Annotated in this window: 14 protein-coding genes and 4 pseudogenes; 3 read left to right on the top strand and 15 right to left on the bottom strand. The window is 64.0% G+C overall.

Annotated elements, in window-relative coordinates:
- The first annotated feature begins 13 nt into the window (after positions 1-13).
- Both ACQ86E_RS31205 and ACQ86E_RS31200 read left to right on the top strand, forming a co-directional pair.
- The gene (locus ACQ86E_RS31205; protein ID WP_431206616.1) at positions 14-784 is read left to right on the top strand and encodes a c-type cytochrome; all 771 of its coding nucleotides are present in this window, start codon (positions 14-16) and stop codon (positions 782-784) included.
- Between the two features lie 72 nt (positions 785-856).
- Positions 857-1,243: a DUF302 domain-containing protein gene (locus ACQ86E_RS31200; protein ID WP_431203216.1), complete on the top strand. Its 387-nt coding sequence runs from the start codon at positions 857-859 to the stop codon at positions 1,241-1,243.
- A 244-nt stretch (positions 1,244-1,487) separates the two neighbouring features.
- On the opposite strand, the gene ACQ86E_RS31195 is transcribed toward ACQ86E_RS31200, so the two are convergent.
- The 15 genes and pseudogenes from ACQ86E_RS31195 to ACQ86E_RS31125 form a co-directional block, all read right to left on the bottom strand.
- Positions 1,488-1,952 (bottom strand): hypothetical protein, encoded by a 465-nt coding sequence (locus ACQ86E_RS31195; RefSeq protein WP_431203215.1) that lies wholly within the window; start codon positions 1,950-1,952, stop codon positions 1,488-1,490.
- A 389-nt stretch (positions 1,953-2,341) separates the two neighbouring features.
- Positions 2,342-4,506, bottom strand: a pseudogene (locus ACQ86E_RS31190) (heavy metal translocating P-type ATPase).
- A 46-nt stretch (positions 4,507-4,552) separates the two neighbouring features.
- The gene (locus tag ACQ86E_RS31185) at positions 4,553-4,963 is read right to left on the bottom strand and encodes a hypothetical protein (protein WP_431203214.1); all 411 of its coding nucleotides are present in this window, start codon (positions 4,961-4,963) and stop codon (positions 4,553-4,555) included.
- Between the two features lie 14 nt (positions 4,964-4,977).
- Complete coding sequence (locus tag ACQ86E_RS31180) at positions 4,978-5,349, bottom strand: hypothetical protein (RefSeq protein ID WP_431203213.1); 372 nt, start codon at positions 5,347-5,349, stop codon at positions 4,978-4,980.
- The gene (locus ACQ86E_RS31175) at positions 5,346-8,555 is read right to left on the bottom strand and encodes an efflux RND transporter permease subunit (RefSeq protein ID WP_431203212.1); all 3,210 of its coding nucleotides are present in this window, start codon (positions 8,553-8,555) and stop codon (positions 5,346-5,348) included. Before ACQ86E_RS31175 ends, ACQ86E_RS31180 begins: the two co-directional genes overlap by 4 nt.
- The gene (ihpB, locus tag ACQ86E_RS31170) at positions 8,548-9,423 is read right to left on the bottom strand and encodes a divalent metal ion exporter adaptor subunit IhpB (protein WP_431206615.1); all 876 of its coding nucleotides are present in this window, start codon (positions 9,421-9,423) and stop codon (positions 8,548-8,550) included. The genes ACQ86E_RS31175 and ihpB overlap by 8 nt, the downstream gene beginning before the upstream one ends.
- A gap of 69 nt (positions 9,424-9,492) precedes the next feature.
- Positions 9,493-10,764: a divalent metal ion exporter subunit IhpA gene (gene ihpA / locus ACQ86E_RS31165; protein WP_431203211.1), complete on the bottom strand. Its 1,272-nt coding sequence runs from the start codon at positions 10,762-10,764 to the stop codon at positions 9,493-9,495.
- A 54-nt stretch (positions 10,765-10,818) separates the two neighbouring features.
- Positions 10,819-11,199: a hypothetical protein gene (locus ACQ86E_RS31160; protein WP_431203210.1), complete on the bottom strand. Its 381-nt coding sequence runs from the start codon at positions 11,197-11,199 to the stop codon at positions 10,819-10,821.
- Positions 11,200-11,807: 608 nt separating this feature from the next.
- Positions 11,808-12,450 (bottom strand): annotated as a pseudogene (locus ACQ86E_RS31155) (NrsF family protein).
- Positions 12,447-13,004, bottom strand: a complete 558-nt coding sequence (locus ACQ86E_RS31150; RefSeq protein ID WP_431203209.1) for a sigma-70 family RNA polymerase sigma factor — start codon at positions 13,002-13,004, stop codon at positions 12,447-12,449. The pseudogene ACQ86E_RS31155 and the gene ACQ86E_RS31150 overlap by 4 nt, the downstream one beginning before the upstream one ends.
- A 55-nt stretch (positions 13,005-13,059) precedes the next feature.
- Positions 13,060-16,230 carry an efflux RND transporter permease subunit gene (locus tag ACQ86E_RS31145; RefSeq protein WP_431203208.1) on the bottom strand — a complete coding sequence of 1,057 codons (3,171 nt, stop codon included), beginning with the start codon at positions 16,228-16,230 and terminating at the stop codon, positions 13,060-13,062.
- On the bottom strand, positions 16,227-17,657 hold the full coding sequence (locus ACQ86E_RS31140) for an efflux RND transporter periplasmic adaptor subunit (RefSeq protein ID WP_431203207.1): 1,431 nt from the start codon (positions 17,655-17,657) through the stop codon (positions 16,227-16,229). The genes ACQ86E_RS31145 and ACQ86E_RS31140 overlap by 4 nt, the downstream gene beginning before the upstream one ends.
- Before the next feature lie 80 nt (positions 17,658-17,737).
- Positions 17,738-18,130 (bottom strand): FixH family protein, encoded by a 393-nt coding sequence (locus ACQ86E_RS31135; RefSeq protein WP_431203206.1) that lies wholly within the window; start codon positions 18,128-18,130, stop codon positions 17,738-17,740.
- Positions 18,131-18,229: 99 nt separating this feature from the next.
- Positions 18,230-18,597 (bottom strand): annotated as a pseudogene (locus tag ACQ86E_RS31130) (hypothetical protein).
- 102 nt (positions 18,598-18,699) lie between these two features.
- A complete protein-coding gene (locus ACQ86E_RS31125; RefSeq protein WP_431203205.1) occupies positions 18,700-18,975 on the bottom strand; it encodes a metal-sensitive transcriptional regulator in 276 nt (91 codons plus the stop codon).
- A gap of 47 nt (positions 18,976-19,022) precedes the next feature.
- Here ACQ86E_RS31125 and ACQ86E_RS31120 point away from each other — a divergent pair.
- Positions 19,023-21,436, top strand: a pseudogene (locus ACQ86E_RS31120) (heavy metal translocating P-type ATPase).
- Positions 21,437-21,517 lie beyond the last annotated feature (81 nt).

The following is a 21,517-nucleotide window of genomic DNA, read 5'->3' as shown; positions in this document are numbered from 1 at the left end:
GGAGTGGTTTTTGATGAAATGGTTTCCTCTCGGAAGTCGTTGGTCGAGACGGGATGGCGTCGATCGAAACATCGCCAAGAAGCTTCAGCATTGCCTTGGTGCAGTTGCTCTTCTGGCCGGCGTCGATGCTGTCACAGCCGCCGCGCAGGCTCCGAACGAAGCTCAAAGGCGGTTGGATGTACAATATGAGGGCTCGGCCATCGGCGATCCCGCTCGAGGCGGTCGCGTTGCAGGAGCGAAATGCGCCACGTGCCACGGCATAGACGGGAATAGCCAGGATCCGCAATTCCCAAAGCTGGCCGCACAGAACCCGACCTATCTGTATTGGCAGCTCCGGGCCTTCAAGGACGGAACCCGCAAATCGGACGTGATGACAGGCATCGTCGCCACGCTTTCTGATGCTGACATGGCAGATGCGGCGAGCTTCTACAGCAAACAGCCGCGCAAGCCGGACACCGTGAAAGACGACCGCCTGGCGGCAATCGGAGAGCGTGTTTTCTTTTCCGGCATGCCCTCCTGCGCGATGTGTCACGGCTCAGGCGGACAGAGCGGCATGTCAATGATGGGCCGGATGCCAATGATGGGTATGGGGCGCGGTATGATCGGAATGATGGGCTCCGGAGATGTCCCGAGTCTCGCGGGCCAGCATGCGGCTTACATTGTCGATCAACTGAGCCGGTTCGCTCGTGGCGAGCGGCAAGGAACGGTGATGAATCGTATTGCGCCCACGTTGAGTGCGGCGAACAAGAAGGCTGTGGCCGAGTTCCTGGCTGGTTCTCCCTAATGCCTTGCCTAGATCAGGAGGCATTTGTCCGATGTCGGACTGCCCCTCCCAATGCAGTATCGGAGACGAACGATGAGCTATTATTTTGCGAAGACGCTCGACGCCGGCTTCGCCGACGCGGTTCGCCGCACAACCGAAGCTCTGAAGCAGGGAGGTTTCGGCATCATTACCGAGATCGACGTCAAGGAGACGCTCAAGAAGAAGGTCAACGTCGACTTCCGAAACTACCGCATCTTAGGCGCCTGCAACCCGGCTCTCGCCCACGAAGCGTTGCAGCTTGAAGACAAAGTCGGCACCATGCTGCCTTGCAATGTTATTGTGCAGGAAGTCCGACCGGGCAATGTGGAGGTCGCTGCAATCGATCCGGTAGCGTCAATGATGGCAATTGAAAATCCCCGCCTGAAGGAAGCTGCGGGCAAAGTCCAGGACAAGTTGCGTAGGGTGATCGAGAGCCTCTGAGACATGCCGGGTTGATCGCGCGTGGAGAGAAATTCCCTCCAGCGGCTCGCGCGTCGTCGAATTATGCAGCCGAGCGGGCGGCAATCACGGCCGCCCTCACGCAATTTCACATCGGATACCGAGCTTCTTCGCCGTGTTGGCAAGATTGCCGTGGATGCCGGTGCCGCCATGATGCAGATAGGCAGTACCGTCATTATCGCACGGCACCGGCGCTGCTCGACGCGTGGCCAACCGCGGAGCTGGCCTACCATCTCTCTTTGAGAATGACTGATCGCACAAATCGACCGCCTTGCCATCGGTATCGCCCCGCGGACGGACCACCCGTCACCTCAATACCGACGGTATCGTCGTTGTTGAACATTCTGAGGTCGCGTGCCCGTGTGCTGAAGATCAGGCGCTGCCGGCCGCGAAAATCGACATACAGTTGGTGTAGACAAAGACCGTCGGTGCAGACGGCCGCTCGGTTTGTGCAGACGAAGTCTTCGAAATGCAGCGAAACGAAACGGGTTCCTCCGGCATCGATCGAAACCGAAAAATAATGAAGTGCGGCAGGTGTGTTTCCGCACACCCGGGCGCGCGCAAAGACTTCTCTGCGGATGTCGATGGGAAGTCCTTCGATGTGCTCGGCCGCCCAAGGATTTTCGCTGGAAGAGCTGCCACGCGCGGCCCCTTCCCCGCATTGAAGTACGGAGGCCACCAGAGATAACACACCTGCTATCCGAATTAGTAACGACCGGTTCATCGGTGGCCCCTTCGCGTCGGCTGATGCTGGTCGTGCCCATGCTCGAAACGGACGCCGACGCGGTTTTGTTGGCCGTGATCATCCGACAGGGGCGCGAAAGATTGCCCGAAGGCACGATCAGCGCGAAGCTTTGGGGAACGCACGCCGGCCGGACTCTCGACCTCCAGGAGTTCGCCGCTCGCACTGACGCGGATGGTGCAGGAGATCGCAGCTCCGTAGAAACAGATGCTGCCAGCCTTCAATGCTTTCCCTGTTTTCGTTCACGTCTACCTCCGAAAATCGATCCGCCTGAGAAGGCCATGCCAGTCGCTCTCGGTCGATCCCGATGCGAATTTCTTCGATGAGTTGGATCTCCGTCACGTTGGAGGTGGGCCGAGTAGCCGAAGCGCATTCATCGTCACCAGGATGGTCGCGCCGGTGTCGGCGAGAATGGCTGGCCATAAGCCGGTCAGACCGATGATCGTGGTGACGAGGAAGACGGCCTTGAGGCCAAGTGAGATGGCGATGTTCTGGCGGATATTGACCATGGTACGCTTGGACAGATCGACCATGGCCGGAACGTCGGCGACACGTCCATGCAACACGGCGGCGTCGGCGGTCTCCAAGGCGACGTCGGTGCCGCCCCCCATTGCGATGCCGACGTCGGCGGCGGCCAGCGCCGGCGCGTCGTTGATGCCGTCGCCTATCTTGGCGACGGACCAGCCCTCCTTCCGCAACCGGCCGACGATCCTTTGCTTGTCCTCGGGCAAGAGGTCGGCTTCAACGTCGATCCCCAATTGCTTTCCGATGGCCTCGGCCGTGCGTTGGTTATCGCCGGTCAGCATCAGCGTGCGGATCCCCGCGTCAGCCAGCAGCTTCAGCCCCTCTTCGCGTCCGGACGCGGTTCGTCGCGCAAAGCGATGGCGCCGATGATATTACGGTCGACCGCGAGGAGGGATACCGTTTTGCCTTCCTCGTTCAGGGCTGCGATTCTTGCATCCTGCTCGGCTCCGAGAGTAGCGAATTCCGCGATCGCCCTTGGTGAGCCTAGGAACACCTCGGCGCCTTCAATTTTCGCGCTAATGCCCTTCCCGCCGATTGCCTTAGCTTCGCTGGTCACCGGCAACGAAATCTCCCGGTCCACCGCCCTGGCCAGAATGGCGGTCGCCAGGGGATGGCTCGATCCGGACTCAAGTGCTGCGGCAAGACGGAGAATCTCGTCCTCGCTCCGGGAAAAGCCGATGATATCCGTGATCTGCGGTTTCCCGGCGGTGAGCGTGCCGGTCTTGTCGAAGCAGGCGACCGTGATCCGGCCGAGCTGTTCGAGAACGGCCCCGCCCTTGATCAGCAGTCCTCGGCGAGCGCCTGCGGACATGCTGGCGGCGATAGCCGCAGGCGTGGAAATGACGAGCGCGCAGGGGCATCCGATCAGGAGGACAGCAAGCCCCTTGTAGATCCAGCCAACCCACTCACCACCGAACATGAGCGGAGGGACTATCGCGACCAAGGCGGCTGCTGCCATCACCCCCGGGGTGTAGTACCGGGAGAACCGGTCGATGAAGCGCTCGGTCGGTGCCTTGGAATCCTGGGCCTCCTCAACCAAGTGCACCACGCGCGCGATGGTGTTGTCAGCGGCCGCGGCACTCACCCTCACCCGCAGCAGACTGTCGCCGTTCACCGTGCCGGCGAACACGTTCGCTCCAGCAACCTTCCGGACCGGTGTGCTCTCGCCGGTGACAGGCGCTTCGTCGACCGTGCTTTCTCCGGAGAGGACGACACCGTCGGCGGGAACGCGGTCACCGGGTCTGACCTGGATCGTCGCTCCGATATCGAGGCTGTCGGCGGGCACGTCCCGGATCTGACCGTCCTCCTCGAGGCGAGCGGCCTTCGGAACGAGTTCGGTCAGGCTTTCGATGCTGGCGCGGGCGCGCCTGGCGGCAACGCCCTCCAGAAGCTCTCCGATCAGGAACAGAAAGACGACGGTCGCGGCCTCCTCGGTCGCCCCAATGATCACTGCGCCGATCGCTGCGATCGACATCAGAGTCTCGATCGAAAATGGCGTCCCGGCCCACGCGGCGACTGTGGCGCGGCGCGCGATTGGAATAAGGCCGACCAGCATCGCAACCAGAAAAGCCCAGTGCTCTGTGGCCGGTACTGCCTTGCCCAGCGTGAATGCCGCAGCCAGAGCGGCGCCTGATCCGATGGCGAGCATTCCCTTTCGGGTGCGCCACCAGGCGGCGGCATCCTCGTCGTCCGGACGGATCTCCGATGAGGTTCTCCTTGCGCCGCCTTGTGGTCTTCTGCCGTCGCTCTCAGCGCGGGCCACCCGGTAGCCCAGGCCCGAGATGCGATTTCGGACCTCGTCGCGGTCGATGCCGTCTGCGTCGTGTCCCACCGTCACGGTGCCGCCGGCGACGGAGACCGAGACCTCGGTGACGCCGGGCATCCGCCGTACGGCGTTCTCGATCTTGGTCGCGCACGATGAGCAGTCCATCCCCTCGACTTGGAATCGCATCTTTGCGCTCGATCCGACGTCATTCATCATCATTCCCTTAGGTGCGGCGAGAGGTACTGCAGCTCCGCCCGTTTCACGTCTTTCCCTCCCGGCGCAGCCGCTTGTAGAGAGCCGCAACGCCATCCGAGAAATCGAGCGACTCGTTCTGCGCGCAGTAGTCGCCCAGGAAATCCAACTGCCGCATGAGGGGGAATGTCGGCGGGGCGAGATCGAGCCTCTCGTCCACGCCCGGCGGTCTGCTCGACAGGATTCCGCTCATGAACCCCTGCGCCCAGGCCAGGTAGTCTCTCTGGATCATCGGGTTCGATCGGACGTCATCGTTGAACTGCTGGCATGTTGCCGCGCCCAGGCCGACGATCGTCGCCTTCGGCGGCTGCGCCCGGACGTCACGCGCTGCATCGGTCGCAAGGACGACGGTGATCAGCAGCCCGACGACCGCCGGCAGACCACCAGCGCGCCAGATCTTTCGATGCCCGTCCGACATTCGGCCTTAAGCCCTCACTTCTTGAATTTCGCCTGACCAGACTTTCCTTCCGCGGTCTTGATGGTGAGCGTGATCGTCGTCCCCGCAGCTATCGGATTCTTGGCTTCGCCCTTGAGCGAATTCTCGCCTTGGGGCGCAAGCGTCACGGTCTCCCGGCCTCCGCTTCCCGCGATGAGGACCGCCGCGGTGTAGCCTTTCGTGGAAACCGGCTTGGGCGTGTTCGGAACGAAGATGTTGAACGTGACCGTGTTTCCGGCGGTCATCAGTTCGGCATCGATGCCAGCGACGTCGAGCATCAGGCCGCCGTTGGGGCCTTTTTCGTAGTCCTCGGCGGAAGCCGGCGCAGCGAACAGGATGGTTGCGATCAGCAAAAGTACATACTTCATGACGTTGCTCCTTCGGTAGTGGATGATTTCAATCGGCCGTTGGACGGCTGTTCCCGCCTGAACAGAACGTAGAGCGCCGGCAGCACCAACAGGGTGAGGATGGTCGACGAGATGATCCCGCCGATGACGACGGTCGCGAGCGGCCGCTGCACCTCAGCGCCGGCGCCGGTGGCGATCGCCATCGGGACGAAGCCGAGTGAGGCAACGAGCGCAGTCATCAGGACCGGCCGGAGCCGCGTCAGCGCCCCTTCCCGCACCGCGTCCACCAGCGCTTGGCCTTCCCGCCGAAGCTTCTCGATGAACGTGATGATGACGAGCCCGTTGAGCACGGCGACCCCGGAGAGCGCGATGAAGCCGATTCCAGCGCTGATCGAGAGCGGAATCCCGCGCAGCAGCAGCGCCACGACGCCCCCGGTCAGCGCGAGGGGCACGCCGCTGAACACCAGCAAGGCGTCGGGCGCCGATCCGAGACTCATGAAGAGCAGCAGAAAGATCAGGAAAAGCGCGAGGGGCACGACGACCGTCAGCCGCTGCGTCGCGGAGACCAGTTGCTCGAACTGACCGCCCCAGCCGATCCAGTAACCTGGTGGAAGCTTCACTTTCTGCGTCACCTGCTGCTGGGCATCCGCGATGAACGAACTGAGATCGCGACCTCTCACATTGGCCGTCACCGCAATCCGCCGCTTCCCGTCCTCGCGGCTGATCAGATTGGGACCCGGCTTGAGATCGACCTGAGCAAGCTCGGACAGCGGCACGTAGCGGATTTGAGCGAGCGGCGAATTACCCCAAAGAGCAGTCGTCGCCTTGGCCTGGCTCTCGATCGGGGGTAGCGGCACCGGCAAGGACCGGATCGCATCGATATCCGAGCGCAGATCGTCCGGTAACCGAACGACGATGTCGAATCGGCGATCGCCTTCGAACAGGCGGCCGGCGTTCTTGCCGCCCACGGCCATTTCGACGAGATTCTGTACGTCCGCGACGTTGATTCCATGGCGCGATAAAGTTTTGCGATCCAGTTGGACGGTGAGCACGGGCAATCCTGTCACCTGCTCGGCTTTGACGTCTGCGGCTCCTTCAACCTTCTGCAGGACCGCTTGGACCCGGGTCGCCGCCTGAAGCAGTTCGTCCAGGTTGTCGCCGAATATCTTGACGGCGACATCGCTTCGCACGCCCGAAATGAGTTCGTTCATGCGCTGCTGAATCGGCTGCGAGAACCCATAGGCGTTGCCGGGGACGTCTTCCGCGGCCTCCTGGATTTCCGCGACGACAGTAGCCTTCGACTTCTTGGGATCCGGCCATTCCTTTCTCGGTTTCAGCATAATGTAGTTGTCCGAGGTAGATTGCGGCATGGGATCGGTTGCGACCTCCGCCGTGCCGGTGCGGGCGAACACCTCCTTGACCTCGGGAAGCTTGAGCAATCGCCGCTCCAGCATTGCCTCCATGGCCACGGATTGGGTCAGGCTGACGCTGGGGATGCGGACGACCTCGGCCGAGGCGTCCCCTTCGTCGAGGCCGGGAATGAACTCACCTCCCATGCGGGAAGCCGCGATGCCACAGACAACAACCAGCAGGGCCGCGATCACCGCGACACCGATCTTGTTGTTGATCGAGGCGGCGAGCAACGGCGCATAGATCCGGCGGGCGCCGCGCATGAACCAATTCTCATGTTCGGAGACCTTGCCGGTGACCAGGAGTGCCACGGCCGCCGGCACGAACGTCATCGATAGGACACTGGCCCCGGTCAACGCCATCAGCACGGTCAAAGCCATCGGCGTGAACATCTTCCCTTCGACGCCCGTGAGCGTGAGTATCGGCAGATAGACCACGGCGATGATAAACGTGCCGAACAGGCTGGGGCGGATGACCTCTCGCGAGCCGGCGAAAATGGTCTCGAAACGTTCCTCGCGGTTGAGAACGCGGCCGAGCCGGCCCTGCTCCACGGCCAGCAAGCGCAGACAGTTCTCGACGATGATCACGGCACCGTCGATGATGATGCCGAAGTCGATGGCGCCCAGGCTCATGAGATTGGCGCTGACCTTGTCTTCCACCATGCCGGTGATCGCGAACAGCACGGACAGCGGAATGACGCACGCGGTCGCGACCGCGGCCCTGAAGTTGCCGAGCGTCAGGAACAGCACGACGATCACCAACAGCGCGCCTTCGAACAGATTCCTCGCCACGGTTGTGATCGTTGCTTCGACTAGACGTGTGCGATCGTAGACGGTGTGCGTGACCACCCCGTCCGGCAGCGAGCGTCCGATTTCCTTCAGCCTCGCGGCGACGCGCTGCGCGACGGTGCGGCTGTTCTCGCCGATCAGCAGCATCGCGGTGCCGAGGACCACTTCGTTCCCGTTCAGCGTTGCCGCGCCGGTCCGCAAATCCGTTCCTTCCCGGACATCGGCCACGTCGGACACCCGCACCGGGATTCCATTCCGCGAGCCGACCACGATTTCCTTGATCTCGTCGACGCTTGCGACCTGTCCCGGCGTGCGGACGAGGTACTGCTCGCCGTTGCGCTCGATGTAGCCGGCACCGACGTTCGCGTTGTTCGAGGCGAGCGCCGCCATCATGTCGCGGAAGCTGAGCTTGTAGGCCATCAGTTGGGCGGGATCGGGCAGCACCTGAAACTGCCGTTCGAACCCGCCGACCGAATTGACTTCGCTTACGCCCGCTACGGTCCGCAGTTGCGGCCTGACGATCCAGTCCTGGATCGTACGCAAGTCGGTGGGACTATACGCCTCTCCGCCCACCTTGCGGGCCTCCGGCTTGGCTTCGATCGTGTACATGTAGATCTCGCCCAGCCCGGTCGAGATCGGCCCCATCGCGGTCTCGATGGCCGTTGGTAGCTGGTCCCTGACCTGCTGGATCCGCTCGTTGACCATCTGCCTGGCAAAATAGATGTCGGTGCCATCCTTGAAGATCACCGTGACCTGGCTGAGTCCGTAGCGCGACAGCGACCGGGTGCTTTCCAGGCGCGGCAGGCCGCCCATGGCGGTCTCGATCGGAAACGTGATGCGCTGCTCGACTTCCAGCGGCGAGTAGCCGGCGGCCCTGCTGTTGATCTGCACCTGAACGTTCGTGATGTCGGGGACAGCATCGATCGGCAGACGGGTGAAATTCCACGCACCGAAGCCGGCCATCGCCAGCACGGCGATCATCACCAGCCAGCGCTGTCGGATCGCGAAGGAGAGGATGCCGTCAATCATTGTCCGCTCCTCCCTTCGCCAGTTCCGCCTTGACGATGAAGCTGTTCTGGGCCGCGTACAGGTCGCCTTCGAGTACGCCGAACGTAACTTCCGCGAAGTCCGGGTCCCGCTCGCCGATCTCGACGTCACGCGCTGCGAACTTCTCGCCGTCGCGGACGAACACCACCGTTCGGTTTTCGAGGATCTGCAGAGCCGATGACTTCACGGCGACCGCCACCTTCTTCGCCGACAAGGTCAAGCGACCTGTGGCGAACAGGCCGGGCCGCAGCCGCTGTTCGGTATTCGCCACGACGGCTCGCGCGAGCGCTGTCTGCGTCTCGCTGCTGCCAACCGGCGACACATACGAAATCTTCGCCTCGATCTTGGATCCGCCGTCCGCGGGATCGATCAGGATTTGATCGCCGACCTTCACCCGCGCGAGGTTGCGCCGGTAGACGGAGAAGTCGACCCATACCGTCGAAAGGTCGGCGATCACGAATGCCGGCTTCTGCTCGGAAACGAATTCGCCGAGCGTGGTTTGGCGATCGATGATCGTGCCTGCGAGCGCCGCCTTCAGATCGTAGGGGGTCAGGCTCTGATTGCTCTCGACGATGGCAAGGATGTCGCCCTTTTCGACGTGTTCGCCGATCCGCTTGCGAACCTCCCGAACGACGCCTGGAAAGCGGGGCGTGATCTGAACCAGTGATTCCTGGTTGGCCTGCACCATTCCGTTCAGCGTCAGGCTGTCGTGCAACACGGCCGGGCCGGCCGTCGCAAGCTCGATCTCGGCCGCCGCGACCTTTGCATCGCTCATCGCGACGCCGTCCGAATGCTCCTCCGCTTCGGACTTCTCCGTCGCGACCGTCTTCGTCGTCGCCGGCGTGAGCATCCGATAGCCGGCATAGACGAGCGTCCCGGCCACCAGGAGAAAGACCAAATATCGGAACAGTGCTCGAGATCATCTTGAGCTCTCTCGCGCAAGCGAAAATGGATTGCCGACGAGGCCCTCGATGGTGGCTACGGCAACGTGGAAGTTCTGCAGGGCCTCCTGCTCACGCAGGCGCGCCTGCGTGACGCTCGCCTGGGCATCCAGCACCTCGAGCAGCGTGAAACGGCCTTGCCCGTAGCCATCTGAAATGGCTTGCGCCGCCTGCTCCGCCTTGGGGATAGCGGCTTCGCGGAGGATGGCGAGTTCCCGCAGCGAACCCTGCAGCGAGTCGTAGGCGCGCCCCGCGATCACGACCAGCGTGTTGCGGTTCGCTTCCCGCTCCGCCCTTGTCTTCGCCAGGCTCTCCTGCGCCGATAGGATGTTGCCCTGGTTCTGATCGAACACCGGGATCGGCACCGACAGCGTCAGTCGGACCGCGTCGTCGTTGGTCTCGTTGAAGTGACGCCATCCGGCGGCGATGCGCACGTCCGGATAGGGCTTCAGCCGAGCGAGGAGAAGCTCCGCGTTCCGCTGTGCGTAGACCGCGATCCAGCGGACCAGTTGCGGATTCGCGTCGATCGCCGCCACAACCGCCTGAAAGGACGGCGGCCGACCGGTGGCATCGAGTTTGCCGGAGACCGAGGCGAACTTGGGTGCGGGGTCTCCCATGAGGACGGCCAACTCGCGGCGCGCGCTGGCGAGCGTCGATCTCAGCCGTTCGCGGTCCGCCTTGACCAAGGCGGAGGCCACCTCTGCCCGTCCTGTCTCGGCCGGCGACGATGCGCCGGCTTCGACGCGCCGCTGCAGCAGCGGGGTCAGCTTGTCGATGGCACCGACCTGCTCATCGAGCACCTGGATCCGACGCTGCGTGCCCAGCACGTTGAGGAAGGCGATCGCGGTCTCGGACAGGACCTCCAATCGAACGGCCTGACGCTGTATCGCCGCCGTCTCGACCCCCGCCGCACCGGCCGCAATACGCGCCTCACGCTTGCCGAACCATTCGAAGGCTTGGCTGATCTGCAATGTCGTCTCTGCGGATTTCGTGCCTCGATACTTGCCCGTACCGAACGAGTCGTCCTGTTCGTACGACACCTCTGGATTGAGCAGGGCTCCGGATTGGATACGCTGCCCTGTCGCGATGCCCACGTCGCGCTCGGCCGCAGTGAGACGCGGACTGGCGGCAAGCGCCCGCCCCAGCGCATCCCTCATGGAGAGCGACTGCGAATGCGCGTGACCGACGAGCCAAGGGCTCGCGAGAAAAGCCGCTGCGCACGCAAAATGCGTGACCGTCTTTCGAAACATTGGAATGACCTGACCAAGCGATCGATCGAGCGCTTGCGCGCTCCGAGAAGATGCTCAGGTCCTGGATTTGGGTGGCGGAGTATCGAGCCCCGGCTGATCCTCTAGAAGGAACGTCGGCGTGACGTATGCCGGGGGAACGGCTTTTGCGGCCGGCTCGACAACGAGGACGGGTGCCGGGATCAGCAGGGGAACACAGGTGTAGCAATGATCGACGACGGTAACCGGCTTCTTTGTTCCTTGGTCCGCTTTGCCCTGGTCCGTGTAACCGGGCGCGTCAGCGATTTCGATCCGATCTTCGCTCGCGAGCGTCTCGCCGGCGCACGCGATTTCTCCCGCAAATCCGACCACGACGTAGGCGAGCGTCAGCAACACGGTCAGCAGCCCGCGGAAGGAGGGTGCAAAGGCGCGAGACCTATGGCCAATCTGCCGTTTCATCGAAACCACGGATAGCAAGGACCGGAACCGAACACCATCACAAATTCGGTCCTGGAAGGCCTCGATCGAATGCAGGCGGATCGGATCACCGGACAGCCCCCGCCGGCCTGCTCATCATCCCCGCTGCGCTCCCCAGGGAGCTGATCGGCGCATCGGCATGGAGCAACAGCACGATCGGCGCCGGAAAGGAATTCCACGGCGCCGGTTAGTCATCGTGATTTGCTAGGCTTGTCCGCGTCAACGACCCTTCGGACCGCCTTGGTAGCGTCCTTCCGAACCGCGGGCCGTGGCCGCTGGCTCCAAACGTGTTCCTGCTGCGTCGTACGCGAATGCAGCAGACGGGCCCGTTTGCGACGCCGCCCTGTTCGGCGCGCTCTGCCTGGCCTCGTTCGGCCAATAGCTCTTGTCGGTGATTGTTGATCCCGCATGCGCTGTCGCGGAGAGCGCCAGCAGCGGCAGGAAGAGGGAAATCGTGAGAAGGTGCTTTATTGACATGTTCCGGCTCCGTCATCATCGGAAACGCGTGAGTGCGCTTCTGATGATGAGTTCGGAGCGAATCTTCTCGCGGTCACAAGCTCACGCCGTCGTGACGCGCCGATAGCCTCGCGTCACCAGCGCAACAGGCGCGGTCCTAACATCGCGCCCGCCAACGTGCACAGCACGATTGTGCCGCCGTACCATATCGCGACGAACGGCATCAGAATCGGCGGTGCAATGCAGCGCATAGGCCATTGCACTCACGCCGCCCGCAACGAGGCCGGCGAATGCGCCCGTGCGGACGAGGTTCGTCGGCGCCGCTCTCCGCACGGCCCAGATTGTGATCGCGAAAGGCACGATCGCGATGACCGGAATCGAAACGAGGCACTCCAGCCATTCGCCGCCTGTGACCATCTTGTCCCAATGCGATCGCGGTGCGAGTCCAAGGCTGATCGCGGCGAGCAGGATCATAGCGGCAAACGGCGCAACCATCGAAATGGAAGATATTCTCCGCTCTCCGCCGGGCCGGGCCAGTCGCGCAAGGTAGACCGACGCGATGCCGACGATGGCAGCGGCAAACAGGAGTTTGAGGAGCAGGAAGATCAGCGCGCTGCTCGTCGTCAAGTCCGGACGGAAGCCGAGCCCAATCAGCGAGATGCCCACGGCCAGAACCGAACTCGCGGCGAGTGCGACACCAAGGGTGCGGGTGAACGATCCCCGGGCGACCGGCCCCGGGTTCGTGCTCAGAAGGGCAATCAATTCGTCGGTCTTCATGTTCGGGCTTCCCTGGCTATGAGATTGGCCAACGTCTTGAGCCCGCGGTGAATGTTCATCTTCACTCCGGATTCAGAGATGCCGCAGCGGGTCGCCGCCTCAGCCACGCTCTGCCCGTCCAGTTTTACTGCCTGGATTGAGCAGCGCATCTTCTCAGGCAGCCGTTGCGTTAGCCGCTTGAGGTCGAACGTACTCTCGGCGCTCACGTTGTCGTCCTGCGCCGTCACCTCGTCCGCGGCTTCCAGCGGCACATCGGCAAGCGAGGCGTGGGTCCGGCGCAGAAAATCGATCAGCTTGTAGCGTGCGATCGCGTGTACCCACGGCGTCAGAGGTTCTCCGGGGTCGAACGTGTGGCGCTTGAAGTGGATCGCCAATACCGCCTCCTGAACCAGATCTTCGGCCTCCGTGGGTCCCTTTCCGATCCTGGCAAGCCTGGGCTTGTAATATCCTCGCAGGAGGCCACTCAGCCCGTCGAGGAGCGCGCGGTGTGAAGACGCGTCCCCGTCCAGACCGGCGAGCATCAGGGCCTTGAGTTCGGTTTCTCGGTTGGTCATCTGCGTATCTCTGGTAGTTCGGTCTCGCGGCCCGTTCGGTCACAGCGACCGGGCATTATTCCGCCGCTTCCGGACGGTCGAAGACGCTATCCGCGGGAAGATCGGCGACCCAGCCAGTAGGCAGCCCGATGCCTTTCACCAGCCCAAAGATCGCCGGGATCACGATCAGCGTCAGGAGCGTCGACGAGATCATGCCACCGATCATGGGTACAGCGATGCGCTGCATGATCTCGGAGCCCGTCCCGGTGCTCCACATGATCGGCAGCAGACCCGCCATGATGGCGACCACCGTCATCATCTTCGGACGGACACGTTCGACTGCGCCAACCATGATGGCATCATGCAGATCCAGCCGGGTAAGCGCGCAGCCCTCGACCCTGCGCCTGGCCTTCACGTCGGCCAGCGCGTGGTCGAGATAGATCAGCATGACGACGCCGGTCTCGGCGGCGACGCCGGCGAGCGCGATGAAACCGACCGCGACGGCGACCGACAGATTGAAGCCGAGCCACCACATCATCCAGATGCCGCCGACCAGCGCGAACGGCAGCGACAGCATCACGATCAGGGTCTCGGCGATGGCCCTGAAGTTCAGGTACAGCAGCAGGAAGATGATGGTGAGTGTCACCGGAACCACGACCTTCAGGCGGGCGGCCGCGCGCTGCAGATATTCGTACTGACCGCTCCAGACGACGTAGTACCCGGCTGGAAACTGGATGCTGTCGTTGACCGCGCGCTGCGCGTCGGCGACGTAGCTGCCGATGTCCCGATCGCGGATGTCCACGTAGATGTAGGTCGCGAGCTGCCCATTCTCCGTGCGGATCGACGTCGGGCCGCGCGCGGGCTCAACCTTCGCCACCTCTCCCAGAGGTACGGCCCCGCCAGCCGGCATCGGCACCAGGATGTCGCTGGCGATGGCCATCGGATTGTCCCGGAGGTCGCGCGGGTAGCGCATGTTCACCGCGAACCGCTGCCGACCTTCCACGGTCGTAGTGACTGTCTGGCCGCCGAGAGCGGCCGCGATGGTATCCTGGACGTCCTGGATCAGGATCCCGTAACGGGCGAGCGCCTCGCGATCCGGCGTGATCTCCAAATAGTAGCCGCCGATGCCCCGCTCGGCGTAGGCCGACGAAGTCCCGGGCACCGCCTTGATGACGCGCTCGATCTGCTTGGCCAGCCTGTCGATCTCGACCAGGTCCGTGCCCATCACCTTCACGCCGATCGGCGTGCGGATGCCCGTCGACAGCATGTCGATGCGCGCCTTGATCGGCATGGTCCAGGCGTTGGAGACGCCCGGAAACTGCAGCGCCTTGTCCATCTCCGCAATCAAACTGTCGACGGTCACGCCCGGGCGCCACTGCTCCTTCGGCTTCAGGTTGACGATCGTCTCGAACATCTCCGTCGGGGCCGGGTCGGTCGCAGTCGCTGCCCGTCCCGCCTTGCCGTAGACGGATGCGACCTCCGGAAAGGACTTGATGATCCGGTCCTGCATCTGCATCAGCTCGGCCGCTTTCGTGACCGATATGCCCGGCAGCGTCGTCGGCATGTAGAGCAGCGTGCCCTCGTTCAGCGCCGGCATGAACTCGGTGCCGAGCTGGCGAGCCGGCCAGACCGTGACCGCGAGGACCACCAAGGACGAAAGGATTACAAGCGTCTTGGCCCGCAACACGCCCCTGATGACCGGCCGGTAAATCCAGATCAGGAAGCGGTTGATGAAGTTTCGATGCTCCGGAACGATACGGCCGCGGACGAAGATCACCATCAGCGCCGGCACAAGAGTGACGGACAGCAGGGCCGCAGCGGCCATCGAAAATGTCTTGGTGAAGGCGAGCGGGCTGAACAGGCGCCCTTCTTGGGATTCCAGGGTGAAGATCGGCATGAACGACACGGTGATGATCAGCAGGCTGAAGAACAGCGCCGGGCCGACTTCGGACGCCGCATCGATCAGGATCTGGACGCGGGACTCACCAGGCTTGGCCCGCTCGAGGTGTTTGTGGGCGTTCTCGATCATGACGATGGCTGCGTCCACCATGGCACCGATCGCGATCGCGATCCCGCCGAGGCTCATGATGTTCGAGCCGAGCCCGAGCAGCTTCATGGCGCCGAACGCCATCAGGACGCCGACCGGTAGCATCAGGATGGCAACGAGCGCGCTGCGGATGTGCAGCAGGAACACGATGCAGACCAGCCCGACCACGACGCTCTCCTCGAACAGCGTGTGCTTAAGCGTGTCGATGGCGGCGTAGATCAGGTTGGAGCGGTCGTAGACCGGGACGATCTCGACGGATTTCGGCAGGCTGCTCGCGATCTCCTTGAACCGCTTCTTGACGTTCTCGATGACGTCGAGCGCGTTGACCCCGAAGCGCTGCAGCACGATGCCGCTGGCTACCTCGCCTTCGCCGTTCAGTTCCGCGATACCGCGTCGCTCGTCCGGACCGAGTTCGACGGTGGCCACATCGCGCAGCAGCACCGGCGTGCCGTTGCTGGTCTTCAGCACGATGTTGCCGAGATCGTTGATGCTCTTGATGTAGCCCTTGCCGCGGATGACGTACTCGAACTCGGACAGCTCCACGGTCCGACCGCCGACGTCGGCATTGCTGGCGCGGATCGCCTCCCGGATCTTCTGCATGCTGATGCCGCGGTCTCGCATCCGCTGCGGGTCGAGCACCACGTTGTACTGCTTCACGAACCCGCCGATGCTGGCAACCTCGGCAACGCCTTCGGCCTTCGCCAGCGCGAACTTCAGATTCCAGTCCTGGATCGTGCGGGTGTCGGCCAGGTTCAATTCCTTGGACATCACCGCGTACTGGTAGACCCAGCCGACCCCGGTCGCGTCTGGGCCGATCGTCGGGGTGACGCCGGCCGGAAGCCTCGAAGTCGCGCTGTTCAGGAACTCCATGACGCGCGAGCGCGCCCAGTAGATGTCCGTTCCGTCCTCGAAGATGACGTAGACGAACGACGCCCCGAAGAACGAGAAGCCGCGCACCACCTTGGACTTTGGCACTGTCAGCATGGCCGTCGTCAGCGGATAAGTGACCTGATCCTCGATCACTTGCGGCGCCTGGCCGGGGTACTCGGTGTAGACGATGACCTGGGTATCCGAGAGGTCCGGGATCGCGTCGAGCGGAAGATGGACGAGCGCGTACAGGCCGGCCGCAGCGGCGAAGCCGGTGCCGAACAGCACCAGCAGCAGATTGCGCGCCGACCAGGCGATGATGCGGGAGATCATTTGTGCTCTCCCATCACGTGGTCGCCGGCGGCAGCAGGCTCCTTTGGCGCCGCCTCCGCGAAGCCCTTGAGCGCGGCCTTCAGGTTGCTCTCCGCGTCGATCAGGAAGTTGGCCGAGGTCACCACGGACTCACCGTCGGCAAGGCCGTCCCGCACCTCGATGTAGCCGCCCCCGCGGCGACCGAGCTTGACCTCGCGGGGCTCGAAGCGCCCCTCGCCCTTGTCGACGAGGACGGCCTGGCGACCGCCGGTGTCGAGCACCGAGTTGTCGGGCACCGCCAGCACAGGTGCGGAATCCGCGGTGTCGATATCGGCATCGACGTACATGTCGGGCAGCAGCGCGAAGTCCGGATTGGCAAGTTCGATCCGGACGCGCGCGGTGCGCGTATCCTTGTTCACTTGGGGGTAGATGACCGCTATCTTCCCGGTGAAAGTCCGGCCTGCGAAGCTTCTGGTGCGGATCGTAACCGGCTGCCCGACCGCGATGTTGCCGAGGTCGCGCTCGGCAACGTCGACGAGAGCCCAGACCAGTGAGATGTCGGCGATCCGGAACAGCACGTCGCCGGGGTTGGCCCGCATGCCCTCGATGGCGTTGCGCTCCAGCACGATGCCGTCGCGCGGAGCCGACCACTGCACGGTCACCGGCGCGACGCGGGACTTCTCCATGTCGGCGATCACCTGTTCGGGGACGTCGAGATTGATCAGCCGCTGCCGCGAGCCGCGGCCGTACATCTCGACGCCGCCGACCGTCTTGGAAGTGATGGTCGCGAGATACTCGGCCGCAGCGGAAGCGACCGCCGAACTGTAGATCTGCATCAAGGGCTGGCCGGCCTTGACGCGGGTGCCCGTGGTCACATCGGCGACCTTCTGCACGAAACTCTCGGCGCGCATGGCGATCACCGAGACGCGGCGCTCGTCGAGTTGGATCGTCCCCGGCGCCTTCACGGAGACGCGGATCGGGCGCCGCTCGACGGGCTCCGACTTCACGCCCGTGCGCTGGATCTTGCCGGGCGACAGCTTCACGGTGCCGTCGTCGACCTCGTCCCCTTCGTAGACGGGGACGTAGTTCATCCCCATCGGGTCCTTCTTCGGCACAGGAGAGGTGTCGGGCAGGCCCATGGGATTGCGGTAGTACAGGATCTTCCGCGACGAATCCGCCTGCTGCTTCGGCTTCGCGGGATCGGCTGCGGCCTGATCGTCGTCATAGACCGGCAGATAGTCCCGCCCGCGGTCGTCCTTCTTGGGGCCGGCCGACCAGAGCGGTGCCCCTTCCGGATCGCGGTAGTAGAGCGGGGCTCGGTCCGAGGCCGGTGCCGCCGTGGTCGCCTCGGCATGCACGGACCAGCGGTCGCCGTTCGCGTACCAGTAGGTGCCGAGGGCCAAGCTGCCTGTCAGTACGATTGCCGTCAGAAGACGCTGCGTATTCATGTGGTGCCCGCGCGCCAGGAGCGCGCGTCCATGTGAATGGGAAAGAGGAGTTCGGGCGCCGGCTGGCGGCGCCCGAAGGCTCACTTCGTCGCCTTGACGATCACCTTGCCGGTGACGGTCTCGGTCTCGCCCTGAACCTTGGCGGAGAGCGTGACCTGATAGCGGCCGGCCATCGGCAGGTCCGTCTTGAAGGCGTAGACGCCTGGCTCCTTCGACGGCAGCGGCGCGACGGCCGATTCCATCTCGGCCATGCCGTCGGGAGCCATGTCGACGCGGGTCTTGAAGATGACCGCGTCCGCCACCGGCTTGCCGGTCTGCTTGTTGGTCAAGCGGACGGCGAGCGTGACGTCGTCGCCCTTCTTCATCTCCGGATTGACGGGCTCGAAGGCGTAGTCGCCGGCGCCCGCCATGGCGGCCGAAGCGACGAGCGAAAGGGTGGCGGCGAGAGCCGCGGTCGCGAACTTGGAAAGCATCGATCTGTCCTCATGAATTGATCTCGATCCGTGGCGCTGTGTGCGCGCACGTCAGTTGTCTGCGCGGGCAAGCGTGCGCGCGCGCAGGACTTTGCGAGATCAGCTTCGAGGAGGTCGGAAGGGGGACTGCCGCCGCGGTAGGAGAGGACCTGGTCTGCGGGAATGGCGATCTTGCTCGCGATGATGGCGAGGCTCCCGAATACGGCGGGGCGAACGTCGCCGAGGGCGAGAGCTCCGCCGATGCAGCAGAGACCCATCCCGCACTTGTAGCCGTCCTTATGGGGAGTCGAGCCCTTCATGTCGTCCGGACAGCACTCGTCCATCGACATGTCGCCGTGATCCGCCATGTGCATGGCGGTCTGCATCTCGTCCGACGACATCGCGCGGCCGGCGGCGGACGCGCCGAGCGGCAGCATCGCCAGCGACATGGCGATCGCGAATGCCAGAATGGTACGGACGAGCCGCATCGATTTCTAATTACCTCTCGGGCCGCAGTGCGGCTTGACTAACATATTCCGGCACCGGGCGCAGTCTTTGATCCCGCTCAAGCATTCGTGACCCCTGCCCGGTTATCTATCCACCCGGCCGACGACTTCCATCAGTTCCGCGATCTTGCGGCGCTGATCCGCCTTGTCGCCGCTGTGGATGGCGTGTTCCACGCAGTGGGCCACGTGATCCTTAAGGATTTCTTCCTCCACCCGCCTGAGAGCGGAACGGACCGCCGAGATCTGCGTGACGATATCGATGCAGTACCGATCCTCGTCGACCATCTTCGCGAGCCCGCGAACCTGGCCTTCGATGCGGTTCAGACGTTTCTGGCAGGAAGCCTTGATATCGGTTCTCATGCTCCTAATATACCCCCTAGGGTACTTTCCGCAAGATGGAGTCGCAGATGGACGCGCAGCACAGCCAAAAGTCCGGGGAGAACCGCGGAAGCTGCTGCTGCAGCCCGCCTTCAGGAGCCGCCGACCACTCCGGACACGCTCATCACCACCATGATGCTGCCGCTGGTACCGCCGTGGATCCCGTCTGCGGAATGAAGGTCGACCCGGCGACCGCTCGTCACAAGGTCAAGCACGGCGGCCAAACCTACTATTTCTGCTCGGACCGCTGCCGCACGAAGTTCGAGGCCGACCCCGCCAAGTACGTCCATGGAAAGGCGCAGCAGGCGCCGCCGGCCAACGTGCCGGAAGGCACGATCTACACCTGCCCCATGCATCCGCAGATCCGCCAGGTCGGGCCCGGCAATTGTCCGATCTGCGGCATGGCGCTCGAGCTCCGAGGTCGCGACCGCGAACACCGGGCCCAATCCGGAGTTGATCGACATGACCCGCCGCTTCTGGGTGGGTCTCGCGCTTTCCGTTCCCGTTGTCGCCTTGGAGATGGGCGGTCACCTCATCGGCGGTCATGGCTGGATCGACCAAACCCTATCCAATTGGATCCAGTTGGTCCTCGCCACGCCGGTCGTGATCTGGGCGGGCTGGCCCTTCTTCGTCCGCGGCTGGCAATCGGTCCTGACGCGCAATCTGAACATGTTCACGCTGATCGCGATGGGCACCGGCGTCGCCTGGGTCTACAGCGTCGTCGCCACCGTCGTTCCCGGCGTCTTCCCGTCCACCTTCCGAGGCCACGACGGGGCCGTGGCCGTCTACTTCGAAGCAGCCGCCGTCATCACTGTGCTCGTCCTGCTGGGCCAGGTCCTTGAACTACGGGCGCGCGAGGCGACCTCCGGGGCGATCAAGGCCCTGCTCGATCTGGCGCCGAAGACCGCACGCCGCATCCGTGACGACGGCGCCGACGAGGAAGTCGAGATCTCGTCCCTGCAGGTCGGCGATCGGCTTCGCGTCCGCCCCGGAGAGAAAGTGCCCGTCGACGGCGAGATCGTCGAGGGGCGCTCCTCGCTCGACGAGTCGATGGTGACCGGCGAGATCCATGCCGGTCAGCAAGGATGTCGGCGGCAAGGTCATCGCGGGCACGCTCAACCGCTCCGGGGGCTTCGTCATGCGCGCCGAGAAGGTCGGCGCCGACACCATGCTGTCCCAGATCGTGCAGATGGTCGCGCAGGCGCAGCGCTCGCGCGCGCCGATCCAGCGCCTGGCCGATCAGGTCGCCGGCTGGTTCGTGCCCGCCGTCATCGTGATCGCGATCGTGGCGTTCGCCGCCTGGGCGGTCTACGGTCCGGAGCCCCGGCTTGCGTTCGGCCTCGTCGCCGCCGTCAGCGTCCTCATCATCGCATGTCCCTGCGCCCTAGGACTCGCCACCCCAATGTCGATCATGGTCGGCGTCGGGCGCGGCGCCCAGGCTGGCGTGCTCATCAAGAACGCCGAAGCGCTTGAGCGCATGGAGCGGATCGACACGCTGGTCGTCGACAAGACGGGCACGCTGACCGAAGGCAAGCCCAAGGTCGTGGCCGTCAAGCCTGCAGAGAGCTTCACGGACGCCGAGGTGCTGCGGCTCGCCGCCAGCGTCGAACGAGCCAGCGAGCACCCGCTCGCCGACGCGATCGTTAATGAGGCCAAGTACAAGGGTATTCAGACGACCGACGTCCAGGACTTCGACTCGCCGGTCGGCAAGGGAGCGCTCGGGACGGTCGAGGGCAAGAAGGTGCTGCTCGGCAACGCTGCCTTCATGCGGTCGCAAGGGGTGGACACCTCCGTCATGGAATCCGAGGCCGAACGCCAGCGCGGCGAAGGCGCCACCGTCATCAACATGGCGGTGGACGGCAAGCTCGCCGGCATCCTGGCGATCGCCGATCCCGTAAAGCAGTCCACGCCCGAGGCGCTGCGCGACCTCGCGGCGGATGGCGTCAAGGTCATCATGCTCACGGGAGACAACCGGACCACGGCCCAGGCGGTCGGGCGCAGGCTCGGCATCGCCGACGTGGAAGCGGAAGTGCTACCGGATCAGAAGAGCGCGGTCGTCGCCAAGCTGCAGAAGCAGGGGCGGGTCGTCGCGATGGCGGGCGACGGCGTGAACGACGCGCCGGCGCTGGCCGCCGCTGAAGTCGGCATCGCGATGGGGACCGGGACCGACGTTGCGATGGAAAGCGCGGGCGTCACCCTGCTCAAGGGCGACCTCACCGGCATAGTCCGCGCCCGGCGGCTGTCGCAGGCGACGATGAGCAACATCCGGCAAAACCTGTTCTTTGCCTTCGCCTACAACGCGGCTGGGATTCCGATCGCGGCCGGCGTGCTCTATCCGACGCTCGGCCTTCTGCTGTCGCCGATCGTGGCCGCGGCCGCAATGGCGCTCTCTTCGGTCAGCGTGGTGGGCAATGCATTGCGATTGCGGACCGCGAAGATCTAGGCTGATCGTCGACCAGATCGGACTGAATGCCTTTTCAGTCGCGTGGCGGACCTACAAGTGCGCTCGGAGAGAAGATTAGCG

Source organism: Bradyrhizobium betae (assembly GCF_050632175.1).
Lineage (GTDB): Bacteria > Pseudomonadota > Alphaproteobacteria > Rhizobiales > Xanthobacteraceae > Bradyrhizobium > Bradyrhizobium betae_B.
This window is presented reverse-complemented; position numbering and strand designations above follow the sequence as displayed.